This is a genomic window from Flavobacterium fluviatile, from assembly GCF_010645065.1.
GTDB lineage: Bacteria > Bacteroidota > Bacteroidia > Flavobacteriales > Flavobacteriaceae > Flavobacterium > Flavobacterium fluviatile.
The window spans coordinates 181,524-198,905 of sequence record NZ_JAADZW010000005.1; the positions used below are offsets into that span (position 1 = coordinate 181,524).

Here is a 17,382-nt window from a genome sequence, read left to right on the forward strand (position 1 = left end):
TATAGAAAAAGACATTTAAAACCGGTTATCATGTAATTAAAAAATTGCTTAATTAAAATTTATGCTGTTGCAAATCTGTTTGTTATAGTTTAATGGGCTTTATTTTTAAGCAGCTAAATTTAGGGCAAATAGATTTAAAATATTCTTTTTATGTAAAAAAAAACAAGAAATTAGTTAAAAAAATCAAACATCAAAAATATGATCCTTATCAAATAGGAAATTAAAATTATGCTAATTTCATAATTAATTTTATAAGAGTAAAAATAGAAATGATATTAATTTTACATCAATCAAAAAACATATAAATCATGAAAAAATATTTATTTACGGTAATTTTTGCAGCACTAATAATTTACTCCTGTGCGACAAATCCTGTTACTGGGAAAAAAGACCTTAATTTTGTTTCGAATAGCGAATTATTTCCTTCCTCTTTTCAACAATACGATACCTTTCTAAAAGAAAACAAAGTCATTTCAGGAACAGCAGATGCGCAGAGAGTAAATCTTGTGGGTTCAAAAATCAAAGCTGCTGCCGAGAAATATTTGACTTATTTAGGGCAAACACAATATCTTAAAGATTATCGTTGGGAATATAAGTTAGTAGAAAACAAAGAAGTTAACGCCTGGTGTCTGCCTGGAGGAAAAATTGTAGTTTATTCTGGTATTCTTCCCATTACACAAAACGAATCTGGTTTAGCAACCGTTATGGGGCATGAAGTTTCTCATGCTTTAGCAAATCATGGTGCTCAGAGAATGAGTGCTTCACAATTACAACAATTAGGTGCAGTAGGAGTTGCGGTTGCTACCGGAAGTCAAAGTGCAGAAAAACAGGCTATGTGGCAAGAATATTATGGTTTGGGATCGCAGGTAGGAGTGATGTTGCCTTTCAGCAGAAGTCATGAAAGTGAGGCAGACAAGATTGGGTTAACGCTTATGGCTATAGCCGGTTACAATCCCGATGATTCTATTGCTTTCTGGACTAGAATGTCTGCTAAATCCGGAGGTTCAGGAACTCCTGAGTTTTTAAGCACTCACCCTTCAGACGCAACCAGAATTGCCAATCTTAAATCTTTAATTCCGCAGGCAAGGCAGACAGCAGCAAAAGTGGGAGTAATTAAAATTTAAATTCTTCAGGTACCATATTTAAATCAGGTAAACCTTGAAGTGAATTTTATTGGGATGCATTCCTCATGTTTTTATGAAAAATATAGCAATTTGGATTATACGGTATAATCCATTCTATGGATAAATTCAAAACTTCAGACTTTTGTACATCACAATTGTCAATTGAAATGATATTGTTTTTTAATTGAAAACAACTTTATTATTTTCAGTTGACATTTTTGTTTTATAATATATTGTAGTGTTTTACAAATTCATTTTATTAAACAGAGCCACACATTCAACAGCTTCTTTAACATCATGAACCCTAAGAATTTTTGCCCCTTTTGTCAAAGCAATGGTATTAAGAAATGTAGTGCCGTTTAAAGCCTCCTGAGGTGTAATACCAAGGGTTTTATAAATCATTGATTTTCTTGATACTCCTGCCAAAATGGGTAATTTCAATATATTAAAAAGTTCCATTTTTTGCAGTACTTCATAATTCTGATCAGTAGTTTTGGCAAAACCAAATCCAGGGTCCAGAATCAGATCATTAATGCCTAAACTTCTTGCTTTAGAAACTTTCTCAGAAAAATAAAACAGCATTTCTTTTACTATATTATCGTATTGTGTAAGGCTTTGCATAGTTTGGGGATTTCCACGCATGTGCATCATAATGTAAGGGACGTTATGGTGTGCAATAATATCAAACATCTTCTCGTCTAATTCTCCCGCTGCAATATCATTTATAATTGCAGCACCGTTTTCGATACTTACCTCTGCTACTTTTGCTCTAAAGGCATCGATTGATAATAATGTATCTGGAAAATGTTTCAGTATCAATTTTATAACAGGAACAATTCGTTCAATTTCTTCCTGTTCTGAAACGAATTCGGCACTGGGCTTGCTTGAATATGCCCCAATGTCAATAAAATCCGCTCCTTCAGAAATCATTTTTTCCACTTGTAAAATAATTTCTGACTCGTTTTTATATTTTCCGCCGTCGAAAAAAGAATTTGGAGTTACATTTAGAATTCCCATAACTTTAGGAATGGTTAAATCGATCAAACTACCTTTACAGTTAATAAACATTTTGTTTGAATTTTATTTTTTCAGTTAAAAGCCTTAGGTTGCGGATTAACAATTGTTTGGAAAAAACTTGAAACAAAGAAAACCTGAAACTTGAAACTATTTAATTTAATCCTTATTTTTGAACAAATTTTAGCAAATATACAGCAATAAATGAAGAATACTTCTCTAGAGTTTGATAATGTCATTACGGTTTGCCGTGCCTTATTTATCAATAAAATGAAAGATTACGGCAGTGCATGGCGTATTTTAAGACTGCCATCATTAACAGATCAGATTTTCATAAAAGCACAAAGAATCAGAAGTTTACAGGAAAACGAAATCCGAAAAATCGATGAAGATGAAAAAGGCGAATTTATCGGAATTATCAATTATTCGATTATGGCACTGATTCAACTAGAATTAGGTGTAGTTGAACAGCCTGATCTTGATGTTGAAAAGGCAATCCAATTATATGATGCTAAAGTTAAACTAACCAAAGATTTAATGGAAGCCAAAAATCATGATTATGGCGAAGCGTGGCGAGAAATGCGCATCAGTTCATTGACTGATTTGATTTTGCAAAAACTTCTCAGAGTGAAACAGATTGAAGATAATAAAGGCGCAACCCTGGTTTCTGAAGGCATTGACGCCAATTATCAGGACATGATTAATTATGCTGTGTTTGCCTTAATTCTAAATCCTAATAAATAAAAATTCCAAAAAAATAAATTCTAAATTCCAGGTTTAAAGTTGGAATTTGGAATTTTAAAATTTGGAATTTAAAATTTTATATTTTTATGAAAAACATTATTACCCAATTCTCCCGAATATTTGTCGGTGTGCTTTTTATCATTTCCGGATTAATTAAACTGAATGACCCGGTTGGTTTCTCTTATAAGTTAACCGAATATTTTAGTGAACCGGTTTTTAATATGCCATTTTTATCGCCTTTTGCTTTGGGATTAGCAATCTTTTTGGTGATATTGGAAGTGGTTTTGGGAGTAATGTTGTTGGTTGGATATAAAACAAAAACCACAATTTGGAGTTTACTGGTTTTAATAGTTTTCTTTACTTTTCTGACTTTTTATTCAGCTTATTTTGATGTAGTAAAAGATTGTGGCTGTTTTGGTGATGCACTGCATTTGACACCTTGGGAATCGTTTACAAAAGATGTCGTTTTATTGTTTTTTATTCTTGTTCTGTTTTTTAATCAGAAATTAATAAAACCATTGTTTTCAACACCACAAACTAATTTTGCAGTTTACTTAAGTGTTGTTTTATGTGCTTTTATGGCTGTCTGGGTTTTAAATCATAATCCGATTAAAGATTTTCGTCCTTATAAAGTAGGAACTAATATCGAAAAAGCAATGGAAATTCCGGAAGGGGCCCCAAAATCAGTAGTTGAAATGATTTTTATCTATAAAGTAAATGGAGTTGATAAGGAATTCACTGAAAAAGATTTAATGAATATTCCCGAAGGAGCAACTTTTGTTGATCGAAAAGACAAAGTGATTACTGAAGGTTATGTACCGACAATTCACGATTTCACAATGACTAAAGACGGATCAGATTATAAAGAAGAGTTACTTAAAGAACCAAAATTATTGGTATTTGTAGCCTACGATTTGACTCTGTCAAGTCCTCATGGCATGAAACAATTAGAAAACCTAAATACTGAAGCAAAAGCAAAAGGGTATAAGGTTATTGGAATGACAGCTTCAGATGATGAAATGATTGCAAAAGCTAAAAAACAATACGGTTTAAACATTGATTTCTATTTTTGTGATGCCATTGCATTAAAAACAATCGAAAGAGCCAATCCAAGTATAGTGGTTATTCAAAATGGCACCATAGTACAAAAAGTGCATTACAATGATATTGATAATTTAAAGTTGTAATGTATTTGTGAGAAAAATTTTATTATTTAGTCATAAATCTTTCATAATTAAATTGTTATTAGAATTTCTTTTTTTGTAATTTTGCTCGTGATTACAAAATCGATGTAAATCTTAGGTTATATTTTAAAATTTAAATGTTTCAGAATTATAATTTAATGTTCAAGTTTTCGTTCTAATATCAGACTAGCTCCTGACATACATGTTGAAAAAAAATATTCTGTTTTTTTTGTTTGTGAATTTTTCTCTGTCTTATGGACAAATTGGCGGGCGATATGCTTATCAGTTTTTAAATTTGACAACTTCACCAAGGCAGGCAGCTTTAGGAGGAAAATCGATTACAATTTACGACGAAGATGTGAATCAGGTTATGTTTAATCCGGCAACCTTAAATGCAGAAATGGATAATCATCTGGCAATGAATTATGGTAATTATTATGGAGAGGCTTCATACGGAACCGCTTCTTATGCCTATACTTACGACAGACATCTGCAGACATTTTATGCAGGAATCAGTTATATCAATTACGGAACTTTTGAAGGATATGATGAGAATGGTCAGGCGACTTCAGATTTTACAGGAAGCGAGGGTGCTCTTTCAGTAGGTTATGCATATAATATTCCATATACAGACATACATATTGGTGCTAACGCAAAATTGATAACATCTACTTTAGAAAGTTATAATTCTGTAGGTGGTGCATTAGATTTAGGTTTTTTGTTTATTGATGAAAGAAATGATGTAAACTGGGCGCTGTCAATACGTAACATTGGAACTCAGTTTACCACTTACTCAGGTATAAAGGAAAAATTACCTCTTGAGATTATAGCGGGGGTATCACAGGAATTAGACCATGTGCCAATCAGATGGCATCTTTCTTTGGAAAATTTGCAACAATGGAATATCTCTTTTTCAAATCCGGTGCGAGGTGAGGGGAATATAGATGGTTCGTCAGAGGAAGAGAAAGTGTCTTTTGTGAATAACGCTTTGAGACATGTCATTTTTGGAGTAGAACTTTTTCCCAGAAGAGCTTTCAATATTCGATTGGGATATAATTTTCGAAGAGGAGAAGAATTAAGAATTGAAGAACAGCGTAATTTTTCAGGAGTGTCATTAGGTTTTGGATTAAAAATGAACCGGTTAAAATTTAATTATTCGTATTCTAAATATACATTAGCAGCAAATACAAGTCTTTTTGGTTTAAATATTAATCTTCAATAATGATTTTATATGAAAATATTTAATTTGATTTTGGTTGTAATATTATCAGGTTTCTTTATCAGTTCAAAACCCTATTTTAAGGATGAGCCTAATAGCCTGGAAATAGAAAGAATAAACTTTAGAATTGATGAAATGAAATCAAGGTTTCTGGCTAATTCTAAATACAATTCTAAAATTGCTTTTTTTGTTGATATGAGAATTCCATCCGGAAAAAATCGTTTTTTCGTTTATGATTTGCAAAATAATAAAATAATAGATCAGGGACTTGTAGCACATGGATGTGGTTCTGAAACAGGAATTAAAGGTCAGTTGAAATTCAGTAACGTACCCAATTCAAATTCTACTTCATTAGGTAAATATTCCATTGGAAGTAATTATAATGGAATTTTCGGTAAAGCTTATCGATTACATGGTTTAGAAGAAACTAATAGTAATGCATTCAAAAGAGCTATCGTTTTGCATCATTATTCAGCAGTTCCATATGAAGAACAGGATCATTATATCAGTCGCAGTCATGGCTGCCCTATGGTTAATGAACAATTTTTCAAAAGAATTGAAAAAATCATTGATTCTTCAAAATCCAACATCCTTTTGGATATTTATTATTAATAAATAATCAAAATTATTTAACTAAAATAACCACCTTTGAGAAATATTACCATTGCTATTGACGGCTTTTCATCTACCGGAAAAAGCACTTTAGCAAAACAACTGGCTAAGGAACTTGCTTATGTTTATGTAGACACCGGAGCAATGTACCGGGCAGTTGCTTTTTTTGCCATGAATAACAATTTTATTAAAGCCGATTTTTTTGACAAAAAAGCTTTAATTGATTCACTTCCTAAAATTCAGTTAGAGTTTAAATACAATTCTCATTTAGGTTTTGCAGAAATGTACCTGAATGGAGAAAATGTCGAAAGACAGATCCGTACTATCGAAGTTTCAAGTTTTGTTAGTAAAGTTGCTGAAGTTTCCGAAGTTCGATCAAAATTAGTTGAACAACAACAGGAAATGGGAACCAATAAGGCAATTGTAATGGATGGCAGAGATATTGGAACAGTTGTTTTTCCAACAGCAGAACTCAAAATTTTTATGACGGCCAGTGCAGAGACGCGTGCACAAAGGCGTTTTGATGAACTGAAGCAAAAAGGTGATGATGTATCTTATGAAGAGGTTTTAAAGAATGTTGTCGAAAGAGATTACATAGACACACACCGTGATGATTCTCCCTTAGTAATTGCTGAGGATGCGATAGAAATTGATAATTCCTATTTAAATAAAGAAGAACAATTTGCCGCTGTTTTAGATTTGGTAAACGAGGTTGTTAAAACTGTTTAATTCTTTGCAGATTTCATTTTTAATGGTAGTTTTACCGCTTCATTTATTTAATAGACAATTCATCGTATGGGAATTAAAAACAGATTAATTGTAATGAGTTTTCTTCAGTTTTTTGTTTGGGGAGCCTGGCTAATTACTATTGGAAATTATTGGTTTGGAACTAAAAACTGGGAAGGAACACAATTCGGTTTGGTTTTCGGTACAATGGGAATTGCTTCATTATTTATGCCAACCCTTACAGGTATTATTGCAGACAGATGGGTAAATGCTGAAAAACTTTATGCAGGTTTGCATATTTTGTATGCCGTAGTTTTATTTGGTATAACTCAGGTAACAACGCCTGAAAATTTCATTTATGTAATGTTGGCTGCAATGTGCTGTTATATGCCAACAATTGCCCTAAGCAATTCTATTTCATATACTTCTTTAAAATTAAACAATAAAAATGTTGTAAAAGATTTTCCGCCTATCAGGGTCTGGGGAACAGTAGGTTTTATTGCAGCGATGTGGATAACTAATTTAACAGGAAGTAAAGCAACAGAATATCAGTTTTATATTGCCGGAATAGGTGCTTTGATTTTAGGTTTTTATTTTTTTACATTACCAAAATGTGAGCCGCAGCGACTTACAAAAGAGGACGCCTCCTGGGTTGAAACTTTAGGATTGGAAGCTTTTAAATTGTTCGGAAATTATAAAATGGCATTATTTTTTATCTTCTCAATGTTTTTGGGAGGTGCCTTGCAACTAACGAATGCTTATGGGGATGTTTTTCTGGATGAATTTAAACACTTTCCTAAATATGCAGATTCATTTGTAATAAAGTATTCAACTATTATTATGTCAATTTCGCAGGTTTCTGAAACCTTGTTTATTTTGGCAATTCCATTTTTCTTAAGGCGTTTCGGAATCAAACAGGTGATGTTGATTAGTATGCTGGCATGGGTTTTACGTTTTGGGTTATTTGCTTTCGGAGATCCTGTGACAGGTTTATGGATGATCATTTTGTCCTGTATTGTTTACGGAATGGCGTTTGATTTTTTCAATATTTCAGGCTCTTTATTTGTAGAAAGCAATACTAATTCAAAAATCCGTTCTTCTGCACAGGGACTATTTATGATGATGACTAACGGCGTAGGGGCAGTATTAGGAAGTTTAACCTCGGGCTGGGCAATTGATAAATATTTTACCAAATCATTTTTAACGGTAAATGAACTTTCTGCATTTTTACAGACGGATGCTTCTAATTCTAAAATGTTAGATTTTGTTAAATCTCAGGGAAATTCAATTTCAGAAGATGGAATTTTTGCTAACCCGGTACTAATGAAAGACTGGCATACGATCTGGCTTTCTTTTGCTGTTTATGCCTTAATTATTGCAGTTGCATTTGCTGTCCTTTTTAAGCACAAACACGATCCTAAAGAATTAGAAAATATTGTTCATTAATATGTAAACGCTGATCTTGTTATAAAATTAGAATCCCAACAAGCGAATAAAAAATTCAGTTGTTGGGATTTATTTTTGATGTGTTTGATCTTTCGTATTTTTTAAGGGATAATAAAGCCTGTTTTTTTATACTGTCCTGGAAAAAACCTGTCCAGCCTAATAAATAACCGGTAATTCCGAAGGCCTGTTTCGACCATTTCCAAACATCAAAGTTATCTGTGTGTTTGATAATCAGTCCGTCCTGAAAAATAAATTCAGCAGAAATTCGATTTACTACTTTCCGATTAGTTTTACTGAAATTATAAGTAGCAACCCAGCGTGCTGATCCTGAAAACTCATCTGCTTTTATGTCATAAAATTCAATTTTAATGTCTCCTTTACTTTTTAAAAGCAGCATTTCCCACATTTTAGATACCTGATGGTCTTTTAGAAGACCAAAAACAGGATCTACAAAATGAACATTAGGGTGATAACATTCGCTCATTGTTTGAATATCTGCATTTGCAAAAGCGGTATAAAATTTAGCGATTAAATTCTCGTTAGGATTCATTTTAACAAAATTTGGCTATAAAAGTAAGATTATTTTTGGTTAAATAATTTTTACAGCAAACTAATTGCAGCAGCGGTATCAAATGTTTTTTTAGACTTGTCGAAAGCAGTCGAAAAATATTTTTTTCTGCTTAATGCAGTAAAATAACCGGTTTGATTTCCAAATGCATTAGAATTGCTTGTAATTATAAATCTAATGGCATGAATATCCGTTTTTTTTAATTTTGAAAATTCTGCCGGCGTAAAATAATAGTAGGAAGTAGTTTTTCCTTCTTCAGTCTCCTTAACATTTTTATCGACACAGGCAATTACATCAGCATTGACTAAATCAACATAGACGCCTCCCGAAATTCGTGTATTATCATTTGCAGTGGCAATTGTCAATTTTAAAATCCCTCCCTTATCAGTTTTTGCGATCTGCACATCAATTTCTCCTGTTAGAATGTATTTTTCACAAATAAAAGTATAATTTTCAGTTGCAGGAAATGGTTTTGAGCCTTTTACACTTATGGTTTGCTGGGCATTCGTAAAAAAGGAAATCAAAAGAAACGAAATGAAGGATAGTTTTAAAGTCATAAGTATAATCAGTTATTTAATTTAGCGTCAAATTTTTCATCCCAGTCCATAGATTTTATTGCAGAAATTAAATTGTCTTCATTTACAAAAACACGGAGTTCTTTATTAGCAACCTTTTTTGTGTACAATGCATGATAACGGTAAATTGTTTCTTGTCTGGTTTTATAGACGCCATCTAATTTCAAATCAATAAAACTTCCATAATATTGTCGAAATCTCAGACAAGTCTTAGTCAAACGCTCTTCAGTTGTGTTTTCCATAACAGATTTTGTTACTTCAGTTTCATTAAAAGGCTTAAACTTTGATGTGTTGCACGTTTCAAGGACTCTTTTTCCTAATGAATAGGCCTTGTTTTGCTGATTAGAATTTATTTCAGCCTCTGGAATTTTTTTAATTTTTAGCTCTTCAGTACTTCTGTTTACTGTTTTAGATTTACAGCCTATTAATAGGAACAAACATATAATCAATCCTGTTTTCTTCATAATTATTTATGTTATTTTTAATAATAAATTGGGATCCGGGCAGTTTTCTATATAAAAATTTAAATCTTTTGTATTGCAAACTCCGGGATAATCACCCCAGTAGTGTTCAATATTTTTGATAATCTGGAAATGCAAATGAGGAGCATAATCTCCGTTTACTTCTGAATTTCCAATGTTTGCAAGATATTCGCCTTTTTTATAAAAATCCCCAACATTTATCCCTTCTATACTTTCTAACGATAAATGCCCGTATAAAGTATAAAATTTTTGATTTTCAATTTCGTGTTCCAAGATTATAGTTGGTCCATAATCACCCAAGCCGACATTATTTTTAAAACTATGTATTCTTCCGTCCAGAGCTGCTAAAACAGGCGTTCCGGCTTTTATCCACAGATCCAGACCAATATGAATGTTGCGTTCAGGCATCGAATCATTGTTAAAAATGGAACTTCGCTGGTATAAGGTACGTCCTTCAATATAACCGCCGAACGCAACTTCAGCATTGTTTTTTTTCAAATAATCAGTTATATATTTTTCAAAATCAGCTGAATTTCCGGATTTCCTTCCGGTTAAATGCTGATTATTTATAGATAAATCTAAAGTAATGTATTTAGAGTATTCAATAGTAGAATCTATAATCTTTGAAGGAGGAATATTTCTTAAAATAGAAGCAAGAGGTCTCATAATAGGTTTAGGCAACTTTTTCAATGATAATTAATTCGTTATGATGTTCCACCCGGGGCAGCATTTTAGTAGAATACAAATCAGGGTTGATTTCTGAAATGTATTTACGATTTCTGATATTGTGTTTTTCGTCCAGAATCATAGTATTAAAAAGTATAAACCCCTGTTTATTTAATATAGAAAAAACTCTTTCACTAAAAAAAGGTTCAAATAAAAAATTAGGCATAGTAGTGTCTTCAAATACATCAATGATGATTAAATCGTATTGCTTTTTAGTTTTTAGAACAAATTCAAATGCATCATCAATAACAATTTCTAATTGACTGATTTGAGAAAGGTTGAAATATTCATTAGCAATCTGAATCATATCTCCATCAATTTCTACTCCTGTTATTTTGCCTTTAAATCCAATTTCTTCAACCAGCGTTTTTATAACACTTCCGCCGGCAACACCCAGAACCAATATATGATCCATTTTCTCAATGGTTTTAAAACCTATATTTTTTAAACCATATCTTAATATCCGCTGTAAACTACCATATGAATAGTTTGTATTTTCCGAATCTAAAACTAATTCACCATTAGCCCAGGTGACCTCAATTGTTTTACTACGGACAGATTTTTTTTTGAATATTTTAATTGGTATTAAATAACTAAATACTTTTCTAATCATTTTTGCACTTTTACCAAATTTAGTATTAATTTTTTTTATTTTGTGCGAAATATGAAATTTTGATAAAGCAGCAATTGTATATATTTCCTTTTCTAAAGGTAAGGGGCTGGAAAATAGTGGAAATTGAAAATGCTGAATTAAAAGTATGTGTTGATGGCAGTGCCACATACGATTAATCACTGTCGGGAGAGAACCTCTGGATCGTTCTGGAGGTCTTAATTTGTAGCTATTTTTGCAAGAAAAGAAATTTTTCATCCCGGCAATTGCTTTTAGTAAAGCAAAATGAATTAGAGAAATTAAAAGGGATTTTATTTCATAGAGCTTATTGCCAAAGTGCCTCTTGTTCCTGTAGTTTTTGATTTAAAAAAAGAAGTTTATCCTGACATACTTTTTTCCAAAGGGCAATTACGATGTAGATTTGTAATTTTTAAAGTAAACATTAGACAGGATCTTAAGATAATATTTTTCAGAATGAAATTTAATTCTAGTGTTGTTTTTCTATAGAAAAAAAAACCAGAAATTTTTACTCAGCCGAGTAAGCTTTAAATGTTCCGTTTTTATAAAAAAGTACAATTTTTTCAAGCCCCTTATCATCGAAATTGAAATTTGGATTTTGTATTTCTGAAGAATTTCCTATTTCTTTTTTTTCTTTTGAATTGAATTCAATATCAAAAAATGAATCTTCATTTGATGACACAGCGGGGGAGGATTTTGTAATTGCAGTAAAAGCTTCATTATTGTTTTTCGGAAAATTTCCCTTACCTGTTAAAATCCAATACAAGTCTACATCAGGAAAAACTTCCAAAATTTTCATTACAAAATCTAAACTCGGTCTGTTTCGTCCTGATAAAAGATGAGATATGCCTGAACGCTGAACGCCGATTTTATCTGCAAAAGCTGATGCATTTAAGCCATAATAATCCAGTACGATTTCAAGTCTTTTTACAAATTCATCTATGTTTATCATTGTAAACTATTGTTTTAAAATTATCTATTTACAAATGTAAATAAAAAGTTTCTTTAGTAGCAATTTTACAGCTTTAAATCCAGTTTAGTAAGAACTTTAATTAGATTTTTACTATAGATGTGTTTGTTTAATTATTTGATTAATAATAAATTAAATGTTTATTATTTTCCTTTGTAATTAGAATATATATAAAGGTTCAATAATAAATAAAAATGTTTACAATATTAAATTATCAAAAGTTTTAATTGAGTTACAATTGTTAAAATAAAGATATTTACTTTTGTAAACTAATTATAAACACAATGAATTTAGAAGGATTATATCACCAAAACAAAGAACATTCAATAGAAGGTCGTTATCTGACTTTAGAACATATTCACCCAATACTGGAAAGAATTAATACAAGCAATCAGGTTAAGGTTATTGGAAAATCTGTTTTAGGGAAACCTGTATATAGTTATGAGATTGGTGCAGGAAAAACCCGGATCTATTTATGGTCACAAATGCATGGAAACGAAAGTACAACCACTAAAGCATTGTTTGATTTTATTAATGTTTTGAATAGCGGTTCTGAATTTGCTGAACAGCTGCTATCTGCTTTTACATTTTATTGTATACCTATACTAAATCCGGATGGAGCTGCGTTGTATACTCGCACAAATGCAAATATGATTGACCTGAATAGGGATTCTCAGGAATTAACTCAGCCAGAAAGCAAAATTTTACGTGAGGTTTTCGAAAAATTCAAGCCACACTTTTGTTTTAATTTACACGACCAGCGTACTATTTTTGGAACTGGGGATACTGGAAAGCCAGCAACTGTTTCATTCTTAGCGCCCTCTTATAATGAAGAAAGAGAAATTAATGACAACAGATTAAAAGCAATTAACCTAATCGCTGCAATTAATGATGAACTTCAGAAACATATACCAGGTCAGGTAGGACGTTTTGATGATTCGTTTAATATCAATTGTATAGGTGATACTTTTCAATATTTAGGTGTTCCGACAATTTTGTTTGAAGCTGGTCATTTTCCTAATGATTATTCGCGTGAGATTACCAGAAAATACATATTTTTCTCGCTGGTTACCAGTTTTAAAACGCTTTTCGAAAACGATATAGTTAATAACAGGATTACTGATTATTTGAATATTTCACAAAATAAAGCTGTTTTTTATGATTTTATGTATAAAAACATCAAAATAAATTATGATGGTATCGAAATTATTACGAATTTTGTCGCTCAATACAAAGAAGAATTGATTGACAGCAAGATTCAATTTAATGCTTATATAGTTGAAGTAGGTGAATTAGAGAATTATTTCGGACACTATGTCTACGATGCAAAAGGCGCTGCATATTCAGATGATTTTGCTAATTTTCCGAAACCAGATCAAAAAGCAGATTTTTATTTAAATAAAAACGTTAAATTTGTTAACGGACTGATAAAAAGTTAAATTTTACGTGAATTTGTTGTTTTTTATACATATTTTTATGCTTTGTAATACAAATTAGTAATATTAATTAAAAAATTATGAGTAAATTTCGTTTAGATGAAGTAGATCACCAGATTTTAGATATGTTAATAGACAACACGAGAGTTCCGTTTACTGACATAGCGAAAAAATTGTTGATTTCGGCAGGAACTGTACATGTAAGAGTAAAAAAGATGGAAGATGCCGGAATAATTATGGGTTCTTCATTAGCCTTGGATTATGATAAGCTAGGGTATTCATTTATTGCTTATGTAGGTGTGTTTCTTAATAATACATCTCAAACAAAATTTGTATTAGAGAGAATAAACCAAATTCCATTCGTTACCGTAGCTTCTGTAACTACAGGAAAATTCAATATTTTTTGCAAAATTAGAGCTAAGGATACGAAACACGCTAAGGAAGTTATCTTTATGATTGATGACATTGAAGGGGTTTACAGGACTGAAACAATGATTTCATTAGAAGAAAGTATTAACGACAAGAAGCGTTTGATGCATACTATTTTCAAAAATATGTAATATTTTCTTGAATGCTATATTAATAAAAATATAACCTCAAGTTTTCTTGGGGTTTTTTTATGAATAAATAAACTAAACAACTATAAAAAAGGATTATGTACACGTTGCCTAAAATTGAACGCTTCAATCAGGATGTTCTTTCTAAATATCACATTTATAATAGTGTTTTTATAACATTACCTTTCGATTCTATTGATAATACTGGGGTTTTGCTTCCTTTGTTTACAGAAACTTGCGAAACGGGTTTTAAAAAACAGGAAACTCCAAAAGAAATTTTCGACTTTTTTTCTAATAAGTTTTTACATAATGCTTCTGAAAAAGAAAAGATAGATTTGATGTTTCGTTTCATTCAGTATATTGAACGCCAAATTGTATTGTTTGATGCTATTGAAGACGCTGCTTTTCCTGTGGTTAATAATATGGAAGGACGAGGGTCACTTCGTGATATTAAAGAAAAATCAGATGCTAAAGAAAAAGATGAGGAATTAATTGAGTTTCTTGAAAACTTTAATGTTAGAACTGTCTTGACAGCGCATCCTACACAATTTTATCCTGGACCTGTACTTGGGATTATAAATGATTTAACAGAAGCAATCAGGCAAAATGATTTGTTAAAAATCAAGCAATTGCTGGCGCAGTTGGGAAAAACTCCTTTTATCCAAAATGAGAAGCCTAACCCATATGATGAAGCAGTAAGTTTAATTTGGTATCTGGAAAACGTATTTTATGAAACTGCAGGGGAAATAGTTCATTATTTGCAAAAAAATATTCTTCAGGGGGAAGCGATTCAGAATCAATTAATAAAACTTGGTTTCTGGCCAGGAGGTGACCGGGATGGAAATCCATTCGTTACGACAGACATTACATTGAAAGTTGCTGAGCGACTACGTACGTCGATTTTGAAATGTTATTATGTTGAAATGCGTAACCTTAAAAGAAAGTTAACTTTCTCAGGTGTAGATACTTTGGTAGCAGAACTTGAATATAAACTTTATAGGTCAGTTTTCTATTCCAAAGGTGAAATTTATATTACCTTAGAAGAATTGCTTACTCAGTTAAATAAAATCAGAGCCATAATTATCGAGAAGCATCAATCATTATATTTAGATGAATTAGAAGCTTTACTGGTTAAAATTAATTTGTTTGGATTTCATTTTGCCACTTTAGATATTCGCCAGAACAGTAAAATTCATAATGCTGTTTTTCAGGATGTGGTAAAATATTACTTAAATTCAGATTCAAAAATATTCCCTGAAAATTATTTCGATTTATCTGAAGATGAAAAATTAATTGTTTTATCAAAAGTAAAAGGAAATCTAAATCCGGCTGATTTTGAGAATGAAATTACAAAACTTACTTTAGAATCTGTTCAGGCTATTAAAACGATTCAGGAGAATAATGGTGAATTTGGTGCAAATCGTTACATTATCAGTAATAACGAAAGCGCATTGAATGTAATGGAAACTTTTGCGATGATTCGTTTAAATAATTGGGAAAATCCAACTGTTGATATCATTCCCCTTTTCGAATCAGTGGATGATTTGCAAAATGCACATTCAATAATGGAGCAATTATATACAAATCCTGAATATTCGGCACATTTAAAATCACGTGGTAATAAACAGACTATTATGCTTGGTTTCTCTGACGGAACAAAAGATGGTGGTTATTTAATGGCAAACTGGAGTATTTATCAGGCAAAAATTGAACTTACGCAAATCTCCAGAAAATATGGAATACAGGCTATTTTCTTTGACGGTCGTGGTGGGCCTCCTGCACGTGGAGGCGGAAAAACGCATAAATTCTATGCTTCATTAGGGCCTAAAATTGAGAACAACGAAATTCAGATTACTGTACAGGGACAAACTATTAGTTCTAATTTTGGAACTTTGGATTCATGCCGTTATAATATCGAAAATTTATTAAGTGCCGGAGTAACTAATCAGGTTTTTAGTAAAGAGAAAAATGAGTTGACTGCTGATGAAACAGTGATTTTGACTCAATTGGCAGGTTTAGGATATGAGAAATATTTAAGTTTTAAAAATCATCCTAAATTTATTCCGTATCTGGAGAAAATGAGTACGTTGAAATACTATTCTAAAACTAACATTGGTAGCCGTCCTTCAAAAAGAAGCAAATCAGAACAATTGGATTTCGCCGATTTAAGAGCAATCCCTTTTGTAGGTTCATGGAGCCAGCTGAAACAAAATGTACCTGGATTTTTTGGTGTAGGTTCTGCTTTAAAGCATTTTGAAGATACAAATCAGTGGGATAAAGTAAGTGATTTGTACCACAATTCGTTGTTCTTTAAAACACTTTTAGAAAATAGTATGATGTCACTGGCAAAATCATTTTTACCATTGACTGCTTACATGAAAAAGGATCCTGAATTTGGAGAATTCTGGCAGATTATTTATGAGGAATTTGTAGAAACAGAACGCCTTTTGCTTAAAATTGCAGGTCATAAAACACTGATGGAAAACTATCCTGATGGTAAAGCTTCAATTCAGATAAGAGAGCGTATTGTGCTGCCATTGTTGACTATACAACAATATGCACTATTAAGAATTAATGAATTGAATAAAGAAAAGACTCCGGATTTGGATTTGATTAAAGTATATGAAAAAATTGTAACCCGTTCTCTTTTTGGAAATACAAATGCAAGTAGAAATTCTGCGTAAATTTTATTGATTATGCTAATAGCTTCAGATTTATCAACACATGAGTATTCAGTTTTTAATGCGACTTATGTAAAAGCTGCTACAGATAAAACTTTGTTGGAGGGGTTAAAACATGGGTTATCCCAACTGCTTCAGTTTATAGAAAATGTTCCGGCCGAAAAATTAGAATACCGTTATGCTGAAGGTAAATGGACAATTAAAGATATTGTTCTCCATATGATAGATACAGAGCGAATTTTTGCTTACAGAGCCTTAAGAATCAGCAGAGGAGATAAAACTCCTTTGCCTGGTTTTGAAGAAAATGATTATGTGCCATTTGCATTTGCTAATAACCGCTCGATAGAAAGTTTATTGGATGAATATGAAAATGCCAGAAAAGCGACAATTAGTTTTTTTGAAAGTCTGAATGAAGAGCAACTTTTATTTATGGGTACAGCTTCAAATACAGCAATTTCTGTAAGAGCAATTGGGTTTATTATTACAGGCCATCAAAATCACCACCTAAGAGTGATTTCAGAAAGATAGGTAGTGTCTCACTAACTGTGTAAGTTGAAAAGTTATTCTGAAAAATATTTGAGCTCTTTTAAAAAGCCCAAAAATTTTTTTCGGAAATAACTTTTTGTTATTTTTAACCTTACATATTATGATTGACAAAGACGACTTATTAAACAGCAAGGATTTCTATAA

Annotated in this window: 18 protein-coding genes; 11 read left to right on the forward strand and 7 right to left on the reverse strand. The window is 31.7% G+C overall.

The features are described 5' to 3' along the window. The first annotated feature begins 308 nt into the window (after window positions 1–308). Window positions 309–1,124: a M48 family metallopeptidase gene (locus GXM17_RS08265; protein WP_163398826.1), complete on the forward strand. Its 816-nt coding sequence runs from the start codon at window positions 309–311 to the stop codon at window positions 1,122–1,124. 243 nt (window positions 1,125–1,367) lie between these two features. Here the strand turns inward: GXM17_RS08265 and folP are convergent, their stop codons facing one another. Next, window positions 1,368–2,192 (reverse strand): dihydropteroate synthase, encoded by an 825-nt coding sequence (folP, locus tag GXM17_RS08270; protein ID WP_163398827.1) that lies wholly within the window; start codon window positions 2,190–2,192, stop codon window positions 1,368–1,370. A 150-nt stretch (window positions 2,193–2,342) separates the two neighbouring features. Here folP and GXM17_RS08275 point away from each other — a divergent pair, with 150 nt between their 5' ends. The 6 genes from GXM17_RS08275 (at window position 2,343) to GXM17_RS08300 (ending at window position 8,069) form a co-directional block, all read left to right on the forward strand. Next, complete coding sequence (locus GXM17_RS08275) at window positions 2,343–2,882, forward strand: DUF1599 domain-containing protein (RefSeq protein ID WP_163398828.1); 540 nt, start codon at window positions 2,343–2,345, stop codon at window positions 2,880–2,882. A gap of 86 nt (window positions 2,883–2,968) precedes the next feature. Then, window positions 2,969–4,069 carry a BT_3928 family protein gene (locus GXM17_RS08280; protein ID WP_163398829.1) on the forward strand — a complete coding sequence of 367 codons (1,101 nt, stop codon included), beginning with the start codon at window positions 2,969–2,971 and terminating at the stop codon, window positions 4,067–4,069. 199 nt (window positions 4,070–4,268) lie between these two features. Continuing rightward, window positions 4,269–5,288, forward strand: coding sequence for a type IX secretion system protein PorQ (porQ, locus tag GXM17_RS08285; protein ID WP_163398830.1), 1,020 nt, complete (start codon window positions 4,269–4,271; stop codon window positions 5,286–5,288). Between the two features lie 9 nt (window positions 5,289–5,297). Then, complete coding sequence (locus GXM17_RS08290) at window positions 5,298–5,897, forward strand: murein L,D-transpeptidase catalytic domain-containing protein (protein ID WP_163398831.1); 600 nt, start codon at window positions 5,298–5,300, stop codon at window positions 5,895–5,897. Window positions 5,898–5,933: 36 nt separating this feature from the next. Continuing rightward, complete coding sequence (cmk, locus tag GXM17_RS08295) at window positions 5,934–6,626, forward strand: (d)CMP kinase (RefSeq protein ID WP_163398832.1); 693 nt, start codon at window positions 5,934–5,936, stop codon at window positions 6,624–6,626. 66 nt (window positions 6,627–6,692) lie between these two features. After that, on the forward strand, window positions 6,693–8,069 hold the full coding sequence (locus tag GXM17_RS08300; protein WP_163398833.1) for a nucleoside permease: 1,377 nt from the start codon (window positions 6,693–6,695) through the stop codon (window positions 8,067–8,069). 55 nt (window positions 8,070–8,124) lie between these two features. On the opposite strand, the gene GXM17_RS08305 is transcribed toward GXM17_RS08300, so the two are convergent. From GXM17_RS08305 to GXM17_RS08330, 6 genes are all read right to left on the reverse strand, one after another. Further along, window positions 8,125–8,619 carry a nuclear transport factor 2 family protein gene (locus GXM17_RS08305; RefSeq protein WP_163398834.1) on the reverse strand — a complete coding sequence of 165 codons (495 nt, stop codon included), beginning with the start codon at window positions 8,617–8,619 and terminating at the stop codon, window positions 8,125–8,127. Between the two features lie 50 nt (window positions 8,620–8,669). Beyond that, window positions 8,670–9,194, reverse strand: coding sequence for a hypothetical protein (locus tag GXM17_RS08310; RefSeq protein ID WP_163398835.1), 525 nt, complete (start codon window positions 9,192–9,194; stop codon window positions 8,670–8,672). An 8-nt stretch (window positions 9,195–9,202) separates the two neighbouring features. After that, on the reverse strand, window positions 9,203–9,676 hold the full coding sequence (locus GXM17_RS08315) for a hypothetical protein (RefSeq protein WP_163398836.1): 474 nt from the start codon (window positions 9,674–9,676) through the stop codon (window positions 9,203–9,205). A gap of 6 nt (window positions 9,677–9,682) precedes the next feature. Then, complete coding sequence (locus GXM17_RS08320; protein ID WP_163398838.1) at window positions 9,683–10,360, reverse strand: peptidoglycan DD-metalloendopeptidase family protein; 678 nt, start codon at window positions 10,358–10,360, stop codon at window positions 9,683–9,685. Between the two features lie 7 nt (window positions 10,361–10,367). Then, a complete protein-coding gene (locus GXM17_RS08325) occupies window positions 10,368–11,033 on the reverse strand; it encodes a spermidine synthase (RefSeq protein ID WP_163398839.1) in 666 nt (221 codons plus the stop codon). Between the two features lie 523 nt (window positions 11,034–11,556). Continuing rightward, window positions 11,557–12,000 carry a helix-turn-helix domain-containing protein gene (locus tag GXM17_RS08330; RefSeq protein WP_163398840.1) on the reverse strand — a complete coding sequence of 148 codons (444 nt, stop codon included), beginning with the start codon at window positions 11,998–12,000 and terminating at the stop codon, window positions 11,557–11,559. Window positions 12,001–12,302: 302 nt separating this feature from the next. On the opposite strand from GXM17_RS08330, the gene GXM17_RS08335 reads away from it, so the two are divergent. From GXM17_RS08335 to GXM17_RS08350, 4 genes are all read left to right on the forward strand, one after another. Continuing rightward, entirely contained in the window at window positions 12,303–13,457 is a 1,155-nt protein-coding gene (locus GXM17_RS08335; RefSeq protein ID WP_163398842.1) for a M14 family metallopeptidase, read from the forward strand. Between the two features lie 77 nt (window positions 13,458–13,534). Next, the gene (locus GXM17_RS08340) at window positions 13,535–14,014 is read left to right on the forward strand and encodes an Lrp/AsnC family transcriptional regulator (RefSeq protein ID WP_007805990.1); all 480 of its coding nucleotides are present in this window, start codon (window positions 13,535–13,537) and stop codon (window positions 14,012–14,014) included. A 95-nt stretch (window positions 14,015–14,109) separates the two neighbouring features. After that, complete coding sequence (locus GXM17_RS08345; protein WP_163398843.1) at window positions 14,110–16,695, forward strand: phosphoenolpyruvate carboxylase; 2,586 nt, start codon at window positions 14,110–14,112, stop codon at window positions 16,693–16,695. 12 nt (window positions 16,696–16,707) lie between these two features. Continuing rightward, window positions 16,708–17,220, forward strand: a complete 513-nt coding sequence (locus GXM17_RS08350) for a DinB family protein (protein WP_163398845.1) — start codon at window positions 16,708–16,710, stop codon at window positions 17,218–17,220. Window positions 17,221–17,382: the final 162 nt, after the last annotated feature.

What these genes read in the sequence shown, in the direction of transcription:
- GXM17_RS08265 (WP_163398826.1), top strand. Translation starts at nt 309, where the DNA reads ATGAAAAAATATTTATTTACGGTAATTTTTGCAGCACTAATAATTTAC.
- folP (WP_163398827.1), bottom strand. Translation starts at nt 2,192, where the DNA reads ATGTTTATTAACTGTAAAGGTAGTTTGATCGATTTAACCATTCCTAAA.
- GXM17_RS08275 (WP_163398828.1), top strand. Translation starts at nt 2,343, where the DNA reads ATGAAGAATACTTCTCTAGAGTTTGATAATGTCATTACGGTTTGCCGT.
- GXM17_RS08280 (WP_163398829.1), top strand. Translation starts at nt 2,969, where the DNA reads ATGAAAAACATTATTACCCAATTCTCCCGAATATTTGTCGGTGTGCTT.
- porQ (WP_163398830.1), top strand. Translation starts at nt 4,269, where the DNA reads ATGTTGAAAAAAAATATTCTGTTTTTTTTGTTTGTGAATTTTTCTCTG.
- GXM17_RS08290 (WP_163398831.1), top strand. Translation starts at nt 5,298, where the DNA reads ATGAAAATATTTAATTTGATTTTGGTTGTAATATTATCAGGTTTCTTT.
- GXM17_RS08300 (WP_163398833.1), top strand. Translation starts at nt 6,693, where the DNA reads ATGGGAATTAAAAACAGATTAATTGTAATGAGTTTTCTTCAGTTTTTT.
- GXM17_RS08305 (WP_163398834.1), bottom strand. Translation starts at nt 8,619, where the DNA reads ATGAATCCTAACGAGAATTTAATCGCTAAATTTTATACCGCTTTTGCA.
- GXM17_RS08310 (WP_163398835.1), bottom strand. Translation starts at nt 9,194, where the DNA reads ATGACTTTAAAACTATCCTTCATTTCGTTTCTTTTGATTTCCTTTTTT.
- GXM17_RS08315 (WP_163398836.1), bottom strand. Translation starts at nt 9,676, where the DNA reads ATGAAGAAAACAGGATTGATTATATGTTTGTTCCTATTAATAGGCTGT.
- GXM17_RS08320 (WP_163398838.1), bottom strand. Translation starts at nt 10,360, where the DNA reads ATGAGACCTCTTGCTTCTATTTTAAGAAATATTCCTCCTTCAAAGATT.
- GXM17_RS08325 (WP_163398839.1), bottom strand. Translation starts at nt 11,033, where the DNA reads ATGATTAGAAAAGTATTTAGTTATTTAATACCAATTAAAATATTCAAA.
- GXM17_RS08330 (WP_163398840.1), bottom strand. Translation starts at nt 12,000, where the DNA reads ATGATAAACATAGATGAATTTGTAAAAAGACTTGAAATCGTACTGGAT.
- GXM17_RS08335 (WP_163398842.1), top strand. Translation starts at nt 12,303, where the DNA reads ATGAATTTAGAAGGATTATATCACCAAAACAAAGAACATTCAATAGAA.
- GXM17_RS08340 (WP_007805990.1), top strand. Translation starts at nt 13,535, where the DNA reads ATGAGTAAATTTCGTTTAGATGAAGTAGATCACCAGATTTTAGATATG.
- GXM17_RS08345 (WP_163398843.1), top strand. Translation starts at nt 14,110, where the DNA reads ATGTACACGTTGCCTAAAATTGAACGCTTCAATCAGGATGTTCTTTCT.
- GXM17_RS08350 (WP_163398845.1), top strand. Translation starts at nt 16,708, where the DNA reads ATGCTAATAGCTTCAGATTTATCAACACATGAGTATTCAGTTTTTAAT.